We start from the raw sequence: 12,933 nt of genomic DNA, 5'->3' as shown, positions 1-12,933 counted from the left end.
GCGGTATTGGGGTGATTGCTGGGGATGCTCTTGTAGGAGCGAGCTTGCTCGCGAATGGAGTATTCCCGGTTGCTCTGGTGTGGGTTAAGAGCGCCCTCTCCCTAACCCTCTCCCTGAAGGGAGAGGGGACCGTTGGGCAGAAATGGATGTTCTGGAGTTAGCCGGCAGCATCGAAAGCTACCGGCTGAAACCTAGCCTTCTCTCGGCACGGACAGCCCCCTCTCCCTTCAGGGAGAGGGTTGGGGAGAGGGGACGGAGTTCATCCAAACACCAATGACGCCAGGATAAGCCCCCTTCGCGAGCAAGAACTAGGCGTCCCCCTCGCTCCTACGAAAAGCCCCTCGTTCAGCTACTGAACGCCACCCGATACTCCCCCGGTGTGGCCCCCAGCGCCGCGCGGAAGCGATTACCGAAGTGGCTGGCGCTGGAGAAGCCGCAGGCCAGGGCCACCTCGCTCAGCGCCAGGCTGCCCTGGCGCAGCAGCTCGCAGGCGCGGGCCAGGCGCTGGGCCAGCACGTACTGGTGCGGCGGCATGCCGAAGCTTTCGCGGAACATGCGCGCGAAGTGGTATTCCGAAAGGGCCGCCAGCGCCGCCAGCTCGCCCAGGCTGAGCGGCTCGGCCAGGTTCTGCTCGATGTATTCGCACAGCCGCCGGCGCAGGGCCGGGGCCAGGCCGCCCTTCAGGCGCAGGCCGTCGCGGCGGCCGACCTGGGTGAGCAGGGCGTGATCGATGATGGCCTGGGCCAGGCTGCTGGTGTGCAGGCGCTCGCCCGGTTCCCGCCAGTCCAGGCGCACCAGCTGGCGGAAGCGCGCGGCCTGCTGCGGGTCGTCGAGGAAGGTGCTTTCGCGCAGCTGCAGCTCGCGCGGCTCGCGGTCGAACAACTGCACGCAGCCCAGGGCGAAGCGTTCCGGGCTGAAGTACAGGTGCGCCAGGCGGATGTCGCCGTTGACGATCCACGAGGCTTCCTCGCCGGCCGGCATGATGCACAGCTTGTCCGGCGCGCCCTTGGCGCCGGGGGCGCCGCGGCGGAAGGTGCCGGTGCCGCCGTCCAGGTAGCAGGACAGCGTGTGGTGGTCCGGCGAGACGTAGTCGCGGGCGTCGTGGCGGTTGCTCCACATGGCCGCGGACAGGCCGTCGCCCAGCTCGGCGCAACGCTCCAGGCGGGCGTTGGGCGAACTGTTCATGGACTGGAAGACCTGCAGCTGTTCGATGGCGGACATGGGGCGACTCCTCTAGGCCTCCACTCTACCCGCGCCCGCGCGCGTTGCCAGCCCGGTTGTCGCAATAAGCGCAAGAATCTGCAAGCGGCGCCCCTGTCCGCGGGCGGAAACTGGCCTCCCATGACCGGAGGCCAGCCATGAACCTGTCGCTCTACCTGCTCACGGTGCTCATCTGGGGCACCACCTGGATCGCCATCAAGCTGCAGGTGGGGGCGGTGGCCATCCCGCTGTCCATCGCCTACCGCTTCGCCCTGGCGGCCCTGGTGCTGTTCGCCATCCTCCTGCTCAGTCGCCGCCTGCAACCGCTGGGCCGGCGCGGCCAGGCGCTGTGCCTGGCCCAGGGGGTGTGCCTGTTCTGCGTGAACTTCCTGTGCTTCTACACCGCCAGCCAGTGGATCCCCAGCGGGCTGATCGCCGTGGTGTTCTCCACCGCCACCCTGTGGAACGCGCTGAACGCGCGCCTCTTCTTCGGCCAGCGCATCGCCCCGAACGTCGCCGGCGGCGGCGCCCTGGGCCTGCTCGGCCTGGCCCTGCTGTTCTGGCCGGAGCTGACCGGCCACGCCGCCAGCCGCGAGACCTTCTACGGCCTGGGCCTGGCCCTGCTGGGCACGCTGTGCTTCTCCGCCGGCAACCTGCTGTCCAGCCTGCAGCAGAAAGCCGGGCTGCGCCCGCTGAGCACCAATGCCTGGGGCATGCTCTACGGCGCGCTGATCCTGCTGGCGATCTGTCTGGTGCAGGGCGTGCCCTTCACTTTCGACGGCAGCGCGCGCTACGTCGGTTCGTTGCTGTACCTGGCGATCCCTGGCTCGGTGATCGGCTTCACCGCCTACCTGACCCTCGTCGGGCGCATGGGGCCGGAGCGCGCGGCCTATTGCACCGTGCTGTTCCCGGTGGTGGCGCTGAACGTCTCGGCGTTCATGGAGGGCTACCAGTGGAGCGCGCCGGCCCTGGCCGGGCTGGCGCTGGTGATGGCCGGCAACGTGCTGGTGTTCCGCAAGCCGAAGCCGGAGCCGGCGACACGGTTGGCAAGGACGTAGGGCGTATAACGCTCCGCGTTATACGCCGCTTAGCCGTGGCATCAGACCGTGCCGTGGTATTGCCGAAATTGGCCCCAGCCAGCGCCAAGGTCAGCCACGAAGTTGCCGATGGGGTGGGGTGTATCGGCGTATGACCGCGAACGGTCATACGCACTACGCTCGGATCAGCCCTTCCACACCTGCGGGTTGACCAGGTTCTTCGGCCGTTCGCCGCGCAGCGCCGCCTCGAAGTTGGCCAGGGCGCATTCGGCCATGGCGCGGCGCGTCTCGTGGGTGGCCGAGCCGATGTGCGGCAGGGTCACCGCGTTGGGCAGGGCATACAGCGGCGATTCGGCCAGCGGTTCCTTCTCGTACACGTCCAGGCCGGCGGCGAGGATGCGTTTGTCCTGCAGCGCCTCGACCAGCGCCGCCTCGTCGACCACCTGGCCGCGGGCGATGTTGACCAGGATGGCGCTGGGCTTCATCAATTCCAGCTCGCGCTTGCCGATCAGCTTGCGGGTGGCGTCGGACAGCGGCACCACCACGCAGACGAAGTCGGCCTCGCCGAGCAGTTCGTCGAAGCCGCAGAAGCGCGCGCCCAGCTGCTGCTCCAGCTCCGGCTTGCGGGTGTTGCCGTGGTAGAGGATGTCCATGTCGAAGCCGAAGCGGCCGCGGCGGGCGATGGCCGCGCCGATGCGGCCCAGGCCGAGGATGCCGAGCTTCTTGCCATGCACGTCGACGCCGAACTGCGCCGCGTCCACGGTGCGCTTCCAGTGGCCGGCCTTGGTCCAGGCGTCCAGCTCGGCGGTGCGCCGGGCGGTGGCCATGATCAGGGCGAAGCCGAGGTCGGCGGTGGTCTCGGTGAGCACGTCCGGGGTGTTGGTCAGGGCGATGCCGCGCTGGTTCAGGTAGGCCAGGTCGTAGTTGTCGTAGCCCACCGAGACGCTGGAGATGACTTCCAGCTGCCCGGCCTGGGCCAGCTGCTTCTCGCCCAGCGGGCGGCCGACGCCGATCATGCCGTGGGCCTGGGGCAGGGCGGCGGCGAGCTGGGCGTCGACGTCGCCCTGCTTGGGATCGAGCACGCTGACGTTGAATTGGCCGCGCAGGCGTTCGAGGTGCTCGGGCGCCAGGCGGCTGAAGACGAAGACGTTCTTTTTCATGTTCGGGAAGGCAACGACTGACAGACGGGAGCGCAACCCTAGCATCCCCGCCACCGCCCTTGGCAAGCCTGTCGGCTCTGCTTGCGGCGATGCGGTGCGGTTATCGCGCGGCCGGCGCCGCGCCGGGCCTCACGGCGCCAGGTGCGGGCGCGCCATGCCGGCCTCGTCGGCCTGCAGCACGCCGGGCAGGTTCTCGCGCAGGTAGCCGACCCAGGTCTTGATCTTGGCGTCCAGGTACTGGCGCGAGGGGTACAGGGCGTAGACGTTGAGCAACTGCAGCTTGTGGTGCGGCAGCACGCGCACCAGCGAGCCGTCTTCCAGGCCTTCCAGCGCCGAATACACCGGCAGCGCGCCCACGCCCATGCCGCAGCGGATGGCCTCGGTCATGGCGTCGCCGACGTTGACCTGGAAGGTCGGTGGGCCGACGGTGATCATTTCCTGGCCGTTGGGGCCGTCGAACAGCCACTTGTCCAGGGCCAGCACCGGGCTGACCAGGCGCAGGCAGTCGTGGTTGACCAGGTCGCTGGGGGTGCGCGGGGCGCCGCGGGCTTCTATGTAGGAGGGCGAGGCGCAGAGGATGCTGTAGGTCTCGCCGATGCGCTGCGACACCAGGCCGGAGTCGGGCAGCTCGGTGGCCACTACTATGGCCACGTCGAAGCCTTCGTCGAGCAGGTCGGGCACGCGGTTGGCCATGGTCAGCTCGAAGCTGACCTCCGGGTGCTGCTGGCGGTAGCCGGCGATGGCGCGGATGACGTAGTGCTGGCCGATGCCGGTCATCGAGTGCACGCGCAGGCGCCCGGCGGGGCGGGCGTGGGCGTCGCCGGCCTCGGCTTCGGCCTCCTCGACGTAGGCGAGGATCTGCTCGCAGCGCAGCAGGTAGCGCTGGCCCGCCTCGGTCAGGGCGATGCGCCGGGTGGTGCGGTTGAGCAGGCGCGCGCGCAGGTGGGTTTCCAGGTTGGCCACGGCGCGCGAGACGTAGGCGGTGGTGGTGCCCAGCTGCTGGGCCGCGGCGGTGAAGCTGCCGGTCTCGGCCACGCAGACGAACGCGCGCATGGTTTGCAGAGTGTCCATTCGGAGCCCTCGGGAACGACAGGGTGACCTATTGTCACATGAGACATCCGGCCACATTATTTCATTATTGGTAATAAAGATTCACAAATTGGCCGTCTTATCCGTTTCGCCCCGTCTCCCTAGAATTTACTCGCCCGAATGGTTTCTTCGGCATCCTCTACGCTGAAACAGCAAGCCCACCCTCCAGGACCCTCAACCGTGTCGCGTCACCTCGTGAAAGGACTGGCGTTCGTCGGCTCCTTTGTCGTTTTCTCAACAATTGCCGGTTGCATCAGTACCCATGGCATCGCCCCGCAGGAACAGCGCCTGGGCAATGACCAGCTGGCCACCGATGCCGCCATCCAGTCCGCCAACCGCGATGCGAAGTGGCCGGCCGAGCAGTGGTGGCGCGCCTTCGGCGACCCGCAGTTGAACACCTGGGTGCAAACCGCCCTGGACAACAGCCCGAGCCTTTCCGAGGCCGAGGCGCGGGTGCGCATGGCGCTGTCCATGGCCGGGGTGGCCGAGTCCGCCGAGGCGCCGCAGGTCAACGGCGACGCCTCGCTGCTGCGCCACAGGTGGCCCACCGACTACTTCTACGGCCCGGGCGACCTGGCCGACACCACCAGCTGGAACAACAACGCCGCGCTGGGCTTCTCCTACAACCTCGACCTCTGGGGCCGCGAGCGCAGCAACACCGAGCGCTACATGAACGTGGCCTACATGACCGCCGCCGAGGCGCGCATGGCCCAGCTGGAGCTGGAAAACAACGTCGTGCGTGCCTACATCCAGATGTCGCTGCAGTACGCCGAGCTGGACATCGCCGAGGCCATGCTCGAGCAGCAGCAACAGATCCTCTCCCTGGCCCAGCGCCGCCTGGCCGGGGGCCTGGGCACCCAGTTCGAGGTCAGCGAGGCCGAGGTGCCGCTGCCGGAGACCAAGCGCAAGATCGACGCCATCGAGGAAGCCATCGCGCTGTCGCGCAACCAGATCGCTGCCCTGGCCGGCAAGGGCCCGGGCGCCGGTGCCGCGCTCAAGCGGCCGCAGCTGGCCCTGGCCAGGCAGCCGGGGCTGCCCAGCGCGCTGCCGCTGGAACTGGTCGGTCGCCGCCCGGACGTGGTCGCCATGCGCTGGAAGGTCGCAGCGCAAGCCAAGGGCGTGGACGTGGCCCGCGCCGAGTTCTATCCCAACGTCGACCTGATCGCCAGCCTGGGCTACAGCGCCGTCGGCGGCGGCATGCTGGAGTTCATCACCGCGCGCAAGTTCACCTACAGCGCGGGCCCGGCGATCTCCCTGCCGATCTTCGACGGTGGCCGCCGCCGCGCCCAGCTGGGCCAGGAGTCGGCCGGCTACGATGCCGCCGTGGCGCAGTACAACCAGACACTGGTGCAGGCGCTCAAGGGCGTTTCCGACCAGCTGATCCGCACCCATTCGATGGAGAAGCAGCAGACCCTGGCCGAGCAGGCGGTGGCGTCCGCGCAGAAGACCTACGACATCGCCACCAAGGCCTACCGCGGCGGCCTGACCGACTACCTCAACGTGCTCAACGCCCAGACCCGCCTGTTCCAGCAGCAGCTGACGCTGCAGCAGGTGCAGGCCGCGCGCCTGGAGACCCACGCCGGCCTGGTGGTGGCCCTCGGCGGCGGCCTGATGGCGCCCAAGGACGCCCCGGGCGAGCGGCAGATGGTCCCCGAGAGCGTTTCCGTGAAACCCCTGGGCGAGCGCTGAGATGGCCAACAGCCAAGCCCTGCAGACCCGCTCGCCGCTGGAGGAGGTGCGCCGCGCCTTCTTCGAGTGGGCGCGCAGCGACGGCGTGACCTGGGTCTACGTCGCCAAGGTGCTGACCGCCGCCATGCTCACCCTGTGGCTGGCCATGCGCCTGGAGCTGCCGCAGCCGAGCACCGCCACCATCACCGTGTTCATCGTGATGCAGCCGCAGAGCGGCCAGGTGTTCGCCAAGAGCTTCTACCGCATCCTCGGCTCCCTCGTCGGGCTGACGGTGATGGTGGCGCTGATCGCCGTGTTCGCCCAGGAGCGGGTGCTGTTCCTGCTGGTGGTGGCGCTGTGGGTCGGCGCCTGCACCGCCGGCGCCGCGCGCTACCGCGACTTCCGCTCCTACGCCTGCGTGCTGGCCGGCTACACCGCGACACTCATCGGCCTGCCGGCCACCCTGCACCCGGAAGCCGCCTTCATGTCGGCGGTGTGGCGGGTGCTGGAGATCAGCCTGGGCATCCTCTGCTCGACCGTGGTCAGCGCCGTGGTGCTGCCGCAGACCTCCGCCGCGGCCATGCGCAACGCCCTGTACCAGCGCTTCGGCGCCTTCGCCTGGTTCGTCCTCGACAACCTCGGCGGCGGCCAACGCCAGCGCTTCGAGGCGGCCAACGTCAACTTCGTGTCCCAGGCCGTGGGCCTGGAGGCGCTGCGAAGCGCCACGCGCTTCGAGGACCCGCACATGCGCCTGCGCAGCGGCCGCCTGGCGCGCCTGAATAACGAGTTCATGGTCCTGACCACCCGCTACCACGCCCTGCACCAGTTGCTCGAACGCCTGCGCAGCCAGGGCGGCGAGCGCGTGCTGGAAGCCCTGGAGCCGTGCCTGGACGAGCTGCGTGAAGTGCTCGGGCCGTGGCAGGGCAAGCCGCTGCTGGACCGCGACGCCGCGGCCCTGGCCGAGCAGCTGGAGATGCGCCGCCAGCGCCTGATGCAGTGCATCCGCGAGGCCCGCGCCAGTGTGCGCGAGAAGGTCGAGGACGTGGGCGAGCGGCTGGACTTCAACACCGCCGCCGAGTTGCTCTACCGCCTGGTGGCCGACCTGCACAACTACGCCCTGACCCACGCCTCCCTGGCCGACCACCGCCACGAGCGGGAGAACTGGAAGTTCGGCTTCTCGCCCAAGGCCAACATGGTAGGCTCGCTGGTCGCCGGGGCGCGCACCACCATCATGATCCTGGTGTTCGGCCTGTTCTGGATCGAGACCGCCTGGCCCAGCGGCAGCACCTTCGTGCTCAACGCCGCGGCGGTGGCGGCGCTGGTCTCGGCCGTGCCGGACCCGGCCAGGCTGGCCATGCAGATGGCCGTGGGCACCTTCTTCGCGGCTATCTTCGGCTTCGCCGAGACCTTCTTCGTGTTCCCCCACCTGGACGGCTTCCCGCTGCTGTGCGCGGCCCTGGCCCCGGTGTTCGCCCTGGGCGCCTTCCTCTCGGTGAAGCCGGCCTACGGCGGCTATGGCCTGGGCCTGCTGGTGTTCTTCAGCTTCGGCGCCATCCCGGCCAACATGACCGTCTACGACGCCGGGCGCATGCTCAACGAGTACATCGCCCTGGTGCTGTCGCAGAGCTGCGCCGCGCTGATGGTGGCGGTTCTGCTGCCGCCCACCAGCGCCTGGCTGTGGCGGCGCCTGGAGAAGGACCTGCGCATGCGCGTGGTGCAGGCCATCAGCGGCAGGGGCGCGGGCCTGGAAGCCACCTTCGAGAGCGGCACCCGCGACCTGATGAACCAGGCCTACGGCGTCGCCGCCCGCCGCCCGGACGTGCAGCGCGGCCTGCTGCGCTGGATGTTCCTGGTGCTGGAGGTGGGCCACGCCGTCATCGAGCTGCGCAACGAGCAGGAGCGCCTGCCGGACGAGCCCTGCTACGCCGAGGCCATGCCCTGGCGCCAGGCCATCCGCAGCATGGGCCGGGCGCTGATCCGCCTGTTCATGCAGCCGGGCGAGGCCAACCGCGAGCGCGCCCTGGCCGCCGTGGAGCACGCCATACTCACCACCAAGGCCACCGAGGAGCCGTGCGCGCCGGACTTCGAGAGTTCGCCCCTGCGCCGGGTGGTCAGCTACCTGCACTTCATCCGCACCACGCTGCTCGACCCGCAGTCGCCGCTGCGTGATGCCAGCCAAGGAACCGCCAGCCATGCTGCTTGACGACCTGCCGCGGGAAATCGCCTTCCACGGCGTCTACATGCCGACCCTCACGGCGCTCTTCGTGGTCGCGGCGGTGATCTGCTGGGGCCTCGACCGCATCTTCGCCTCCATCGGCCTGTACCGCTTCACCTGGCACCCAGCGCTGTTCCGCGTGTGCCTGTTCGCCTGCCTGTTCGGCGGCCTGTCCCTGACCGTCTACCGATAACGAGCCAGTACCCATGACCTTGAAATCCGTCTTCAGCCTGCTGGCGACCCTGATCATCCTGGTGGTCGCCGTGTTCATCGGCCGCACCCTCTGGGTGAACTACATGGACACCCCCTGGACCCGCGACGGCCGCGTGCGCGCCGACATCATCAACGTCGCCCCGGACGTGTCCGGCGTGGTGGTCGAGGTGCCGGTGCGCGACAACCAGCAGGTGAAGAAGGGCGACCTGCTGATGCAGATCGACCCCGACCACTACCGCATCGCCGTGAAGCAGGCCGAGGCCCAGGTCGCCTCGCGCCTGGCCACCCTGAAGATGCGCCAGCTCAACGCCAAGCGCCGCGCGGCCATGGACAACGAAGTGGTGTCCCGCGAGAGCCTGGACGACGCCAGCAACACCGCCGCCGCCGCCGAGGCCGACTACCAGCAGGCCCTGGCCGCGCTGGACGCCGCCAAGCTGAACCTGGAGCGCACCCAGGTGCGCGCCTCGGTGGACGGCTACGTGACCAACCTCAACGTGCACCGCGGCGACTACGCTCGCGCGGGCGAGGCGAAGATGGCGGTGGTCGACCAGAACTCCTACTGGGTCTACGGCTACTTCGAGGAAACCAAGCTGCCGCACATCGCCGTGGGCGACCCGGCCGAGCTGCAGCTGATGAGCGGCCAGCGCCTGAAGGGCCACGTGGAAAGCATCGCCCGCGCCATCTACGACCGCGACAACCCGGAAAGCCGCGAGCTGGTCGCCGACGTCAACCCGACCTTCAACTGGGTGCGCCTGGCCCAGCGCGTGCCGGTGCGCATCCACATCGACGAAGTGCCGGACGGCGTGCTGCTGGCGGCGGGCATCACCACCACGGTGATCGTCAACCCGGGCAGCCGGGACGCGACGGCGCAGTGAGCGCAATGCGCGTTAGGTAAAAACGGGGGCTTCGGCCCCCGTTCGTTTTTCCCGGCGGAGGCCCTGTAGGAGCGGGCCCTGCCCGCTATTTCGCGCGCAGGGCGCGCTCCTACATGGAATGGCGTGGGTAGGGCAGCGTAGGAGCGGATCTCATCCGCGAACCGCGCCGGGACGTCCGGCTATCGCGGACAAGGTCCGCTCCTACGAGGGAGGAATACCGTGTTTCCCGGCAACCTGTAGGAGCGGGCCCTGCCCGCGAAATCGCGCGCAGGGCGCGCTCCTACAGGGGGATGGCGCGGGTGGGGCAGCGTAGGAGCGGATCTCATCCGCGAACCGCACCAGCTATTGCCCAGGGGCAGGTAGGCACGGCTTCTCGTAGGAGCGAGCTTGCTCGCGAACAAACGCGGTGCCTTGCGGTTCGCGAGCAAGCTCGCTCCTACGAAGATACCAAGAGCGTTTCGGCGCGTTGCGGGCTCAGCGCTTGGCCAGGGTCGCGCTGCGCCCCAGGTTCTGCGCCTTGGCCAGGCTGCAGCTGGCGCCGGCGAGGAACTGCGAGTTGTTCAGCCATTCCTGCTGCGGGTAGTAGGCGAACACGTAGCTGCCTTTCTGCAGGGTGTCGATCAGCTTCTGCGCCACCTGCGGACGCACCGCCGGGCAGCCCTGGCTGCGGCCCAGGCGGCCGAGGCCGGGGACCACCCTGGGGTCGGCGTAGGCGGCCGCGTGCATGACGATGGCGCGCTCTTCGCTGTTGTCGTTGAAGCCCGGCTCCAGGCCCAGCAGGCGCAGCGAGCGGCCGTGCTTGCCGCTGTAGGTCTGGCCGGTCTGGTACAGGCCGATGGACGACTGGTAGCTGTTGGGGCGGTTGGAGAAGGAGGTGGCGAGGTCGTCGCCGCTGTTCTTGCCGTGGGCCACCCACTCCTCGAACAGCAGCTTGCGCCGCTTGAGGTCGAACACCCACAGGCGCTTGTCGCGCGAGGCCTTGGAGTAGTCGATGACGGTCAGCAGTTCGTCACGCCCGCCCAGTTGCGCGGCGTTGGCGCACTGGTAGGCGCTGAGCGCCAGGCGCAGGGCCTGCAGGTTGGTGGCCGGAGCCAGGCGGTGGAGTTCCTCGGCGCTGGGCAGCGCCGCTTGGGCGAGGCTGCTGCCGAGCGCGTAGAGCGCGCCCACGGCGAGCAGCGGCCGGAGTTTCCCCCAGACGGTGGATATGGACGGCATGGCGCCGTTCCCCCTTTGTCACTTCCTAAGGTCTGTTTTCGATTGCGCATGCAAGTGCGCGAAATTGAGGGGATTCTCGCCTATTTTTTGATCGATGCCGGTACCGCCTGTCGGTCGTTGGTGGTGATCACCGTGAAGTCCGGGTTGCTGCGCGTCTCGCGGCTGGACGGCAGGTCGGTGATGACCAGGGTGCTGCCGACGTCCATGGCCAGCAGCAGCGAGCGCAGGAAGTGCGCGTCCATGCTGAACTGGCCGAGCTGTTCCGCGGGCGTCAGGCCGGCCTGCGGGTTGCTCACCTGCACGGCGCTCCAGCGCAGGTTCGGCGAGGCGCTGGCGAGCTGTTCCGGGGTGGGCCGTTCCAGCAGCGAGAAGGCCGCCACGCCCGTGCGTGCGCCGGGGTTGTCGAGGGCCACCGGGGCGCTGCCGATCTGGGTGCCGCCGCGGTACACGTAGGCGCGGCGGTCGGCGCGGCTGATCAGCACCGAGATCGGCCCGGCGGCTTCGCCCGGGTCGCTCCAGTAGGGCTCCACCGCCGGGCTGGCCGGGCCGCTGGGCTTGCCTTCGGTCACCTGCGGGGCGAGCAGGCCGGGGTGGTAGACCTCCACCGGCGAGCTCTTGGCGTCGGAGATGATCACCGTGGTGTTGCTGAAGCCGGTGACCTCGTAGAGCTTCTTGGCGAAGGCCATGGGCAGGCGGATGCAGCCGTGGGAGGCCGGGTAGCCGGGCAGGTTGCCGGCGTGCAGGGCGATGCCGTCCCAGGTCAGGCGCTGCATGTAGGGCATGGGCGCGCTGTCGTACAGGTCGGAGTGGTACTCCACCTTCTTCTGCAGGATGGTGAACACGCCGGTGGGGGTTTCCTTGCCGCGCTTGCCGGTGCTGACCGTGGCCAGGCCGATGGCGATGCCATTGCGGTACACGTAGGCGCGTTGCTCGGTGAGGCTGACCACTACCGTGACCGGGCCCTGCGGGGAGATCTCCGGGTACCAGAGGAACTGCCCGGGCTTGAGCTTCTTCAGCGCCGCCTGCAGGTCGTTGAGCGGCGAGCTGTGGCTGGAAGTGGCCACGGCGGGCAGGGCGACCAGGCTGAACAGCAGCAGGGCGAAAGACAGTGTCTTCATCGTATTCCTTCGATGAGCGGGCGTCCTCGCAGCTTAGTCGGGGCCGTGCCGCCCCTGCAATTCGCGATGCCGGACGGCTGTCTCTCAGTCCAGCGCGGCCAGCTCGGCGGCGCTCAGGGCGCGGTACTGGCCCGGCGCCAGCTGCGCGTCCAGGGCCAGGCCGCCCATGCGCTCGCGGTGCAGGCGGGTGACCTTGTTCTGGAAGTGCCCGAACATGCGCTTGACCTGGTGGTAGCGGCCTTCGTGGAGGGTCAGGCGCGCCGCCCGCGGGGCGAGGATCTCCAGCTGCGCGGGGAGGGTGGTGAGGTCCTCGTAGCGGAAGTACAGGCCGCGGGCGAAGACCTCGGCGTAGTGCGCCTCGATCGGCTGCTCGGTCTCCACGTAGTAGACCTTGGGCAGCTTGCGCCCGGGCAGGGTCATGCGCCGCGACCACTGGCCGTCGTTGGTGATCAGCAGCAGGCCGGTGCTGTTGTAGTCCAGCCGCCCGCCGATGTGCAGCTCGTGCTTGTCCGGCTCGTCCAGCAGGTCGAGCACGGTGCGGTGCTCGGCGTCGCGGGTGGCGCTGACGCAGCCGGCGGGCTTGTGCAGCATGAAGTAGCGCGCCGGGCGGCCGGCCTGCAGCACCTCGTCGTCCAGTTCCACGCGGCTGAACTCGCGCACTTCGTGGCGGCCGTCGCGGACCACCGCGCCGTCCACCTTCAGGCGCCCGGCGGCCAGCAGCAGGCGCGCGTCCTGGCGGCTGAAGCGGGGCAGGTTGGCGAGCAGGCGGTCCAGGCGCATCAGGCGGGTTCGTCGTCGGGCGGCAGGCCCTGCGCGCAGCGCGGGCAGAGGCAGGCGCGGTCGAGCTGCTCCGGCGGGACGCGGGCCAGGGCGGCGGGGTCGATGCGCGTCTGGAAGCACCAGCAGAGTGTGCCGTCGGCGTCCGGGTCGGCCTGGCTGCAGGCATTGCGCTGGCCGCAGAGGGGGCAACGGGTGGGATCGGGCGTGTCGGTCATGGTGCAGGTCGGTGCTTCGCTGGTTGCACAGGGTGCAGCGGGCGGCGCCGGGGTGCAAGGGGAATTCGTGCCACCGGGACGTCCGGCGTGGGCGGTGAGTCCAATCGCGGACTCTGTCCGCGATTCGGCGGATAACGCCGTAGGCGTT

The 12,933-nt window shown here is 69.2% G+C and carries 12 protein-coding genes; 5 read left to right on the top strand and 7 right to left on the bottom strand.

The annotated features are described in order from the left end of the window. Positions 1-345 precede the first annotated feature (345 nt). Positions 346-1,221: a helix-turn-helix domain-containing protein gene (locus DK254_RS09495; RefSeq protein ID WP_109933577.1), complete on the bottom strand. Its 876-nt coding sequence runs from the start codon at positions 1,219-1,221 to the stop codon at positions 346-348. A 137-nt stretch (positions 1,222-1,358) separates the two neighbouring features. Between DK254_RS09495 and DK254_RS09490 the strand changes: the two genes are divergently transcribed. Next, a complete protein-coding gene (locus DK254_RS09490) occupies positions 1,359-2,258 on the top strand; it encodes a DMT family transporter (RefSeq protein WP_109933576.1) in 900 nt (299 codons plus the stop codon). A 164-nt stretch (positions 2,259-2,422) separates the two neighbouring features. On the opposite strand, the gene DK254_RS09485 is transcribed toward DK254_RS09490, so the two are convergent. Further along, positions 2,423-3,397: a D-glycerate dehydrogenase gene (locus tag DK254_RS09485; RefSeq protein WP_109933575.1), complete on the bottom strand. Its 975-nt coding sequence runs from the start codon at positions 3,395-3,397 to the stop codon at positions 2,423-2,425. A gap of 129 nt (positions 3,398-3,526) precedes the next feature. Next, complete coding sequence (locus DK254_RS09480; protein ID WP_109933574.1) at positions 3,527-4,468, bottom strand: LysR family transcriptional regulator; 942 nt, start codon at positions 4,466-4,468, stop codon at positions 3,527-3,529. A gap of 198 nt (positions 4,469-4,666) precedes the next feature. Here DK254_RS09480 and DK254_RS09475 point away from each other — a divergent pair, with 198 nt between their 5' ends. The 4 genes from DK254_RS09475 to DK254_RS09460 are packed head-to-tail and all read left to right on the top strand — an operon-like array spanning position 4,667 to position 9,457. Continuing rightward, the gene (locus tag DK254_RS09475; RefSeq protein WP_109933573.1) at positions 4,667-6,175 is read left to right on the top strand and encodes an efflux transporter outer membrane subunit; all 1,509 of its coding nucleotides are present in this window, start codon (positions 4,667-4,669) and stop codon (positions 6,173-6,175) included. A 1-nt stretch (position 6,176) separates the two neighbouring features. Then, a complete protein-coding gene (locus DK254_RS09470) occupies positions 6,177-8,357 on the top strand; it encodes an FUSC family protein (RefSeq protein WP_109933572.1) in 2,181 nt (726 codons plus the stop codon). Between the two features lie 4 nt (positions 8,358-8,361). Further along, the gene (locus tag DK254_RS09465) at positions 8,362-8,562 is read left to right on the top strand and encodes a DUF1656 domain-containing protein (RefSeq protein WP_109933968.1); all 201 of its coding nucleotides are present in this window, start codon (positions 8,362-8,364) and stop codon (positions 8,560-8,562) included. Positions 8,563-8,575: 13 nt separating this feature from the next. Next, positions 8,576-9,457 carry an HlyD family secretion protein gene (locus DK254_RS09460; protein WP_109933571.1) on the top strand — a complete coding sequence of 294 codons (882 nt, stop codon included), beginning with the start codon at positions 8,576-8,578 and terminating at the stop codon, positions 9,455-9,457. Positions 9,458-9,931: 474 nt separating this feature from the next. On the opposite strand, the gene DK254_RS09455 is transcribed toward DK254_RS09460, so the two are convergent. From DK254_RS09455 to DK254_RS09440, 4 genes are all read right to left on the bottom strand, one after another. Then, positions 9,932-10,672, bottom strand: a complete 741-nt coding sequence (locus DK254_RS09455) for a murein L,D-transpeptidase catalytic domain family protein (RefSeq protein ID WP_109933570.1) — start codon at positions 10,670-10,672, stop codon at positions 9,932-9,934. An 80-nt stretch (positions 10,673-10,752) separates the two neighbouring features. Continuing rightward, on the bottom strand, positions 10,753-11,790 hold the full coding sequence (locus DK254_RS09450; protein ID WP_109933569.1) for a L,D-transpeptidase: 1,038 nt from the start codon (positions 11,788-11,790) through the stop codon (positions 10,753-10,755). A gap of 84 nt (positions 11,791-11,874) precedes the next feature. Beyond that, positions 11,875-12,570, bottom strand: a complete 696-nt coding sequence (locus DK254_RS09445; protein WP_109933568.1) for a pseudouridine synthase — start codon at positions 12,568-12,570, stop codon at positions 11,875-11,877. Then, positions 12,570-12,785 carry a cysteine-rich CWC family protein gene (locus DK254_RS09440; protein ID WP_109933567.1) on the bottom strand — a complete coding sequence of 72 codons (216 nt, stop codon included), beginning with the start codon at positions 12,783-12,785 and terminating at the stop codon, positions 12,570-12,572. Before DK254_RS09440 ends, DK254_RS09445 begins: the two co-directional genes overlap by 1 nt. Between the last annotated feature and the right edge of the window lie 148 nt (positions 12,786-12,933).

The organism is Pseudomonas sp. RW407 (genome assembly GCF_003176655.1).
Classification (GTDB): domain Bacteria; phylum Pseudomonadota; class Gammaproteobacteria; order Pseudomonadales; family Pseudomonadaceae; genus Pseudomonas; species Pseudomonas delhiensis.
Note: the sequence above shows the minus strand (reverse complement) of the source record. Positions and strands in the feature narration are given on the sequence as shown.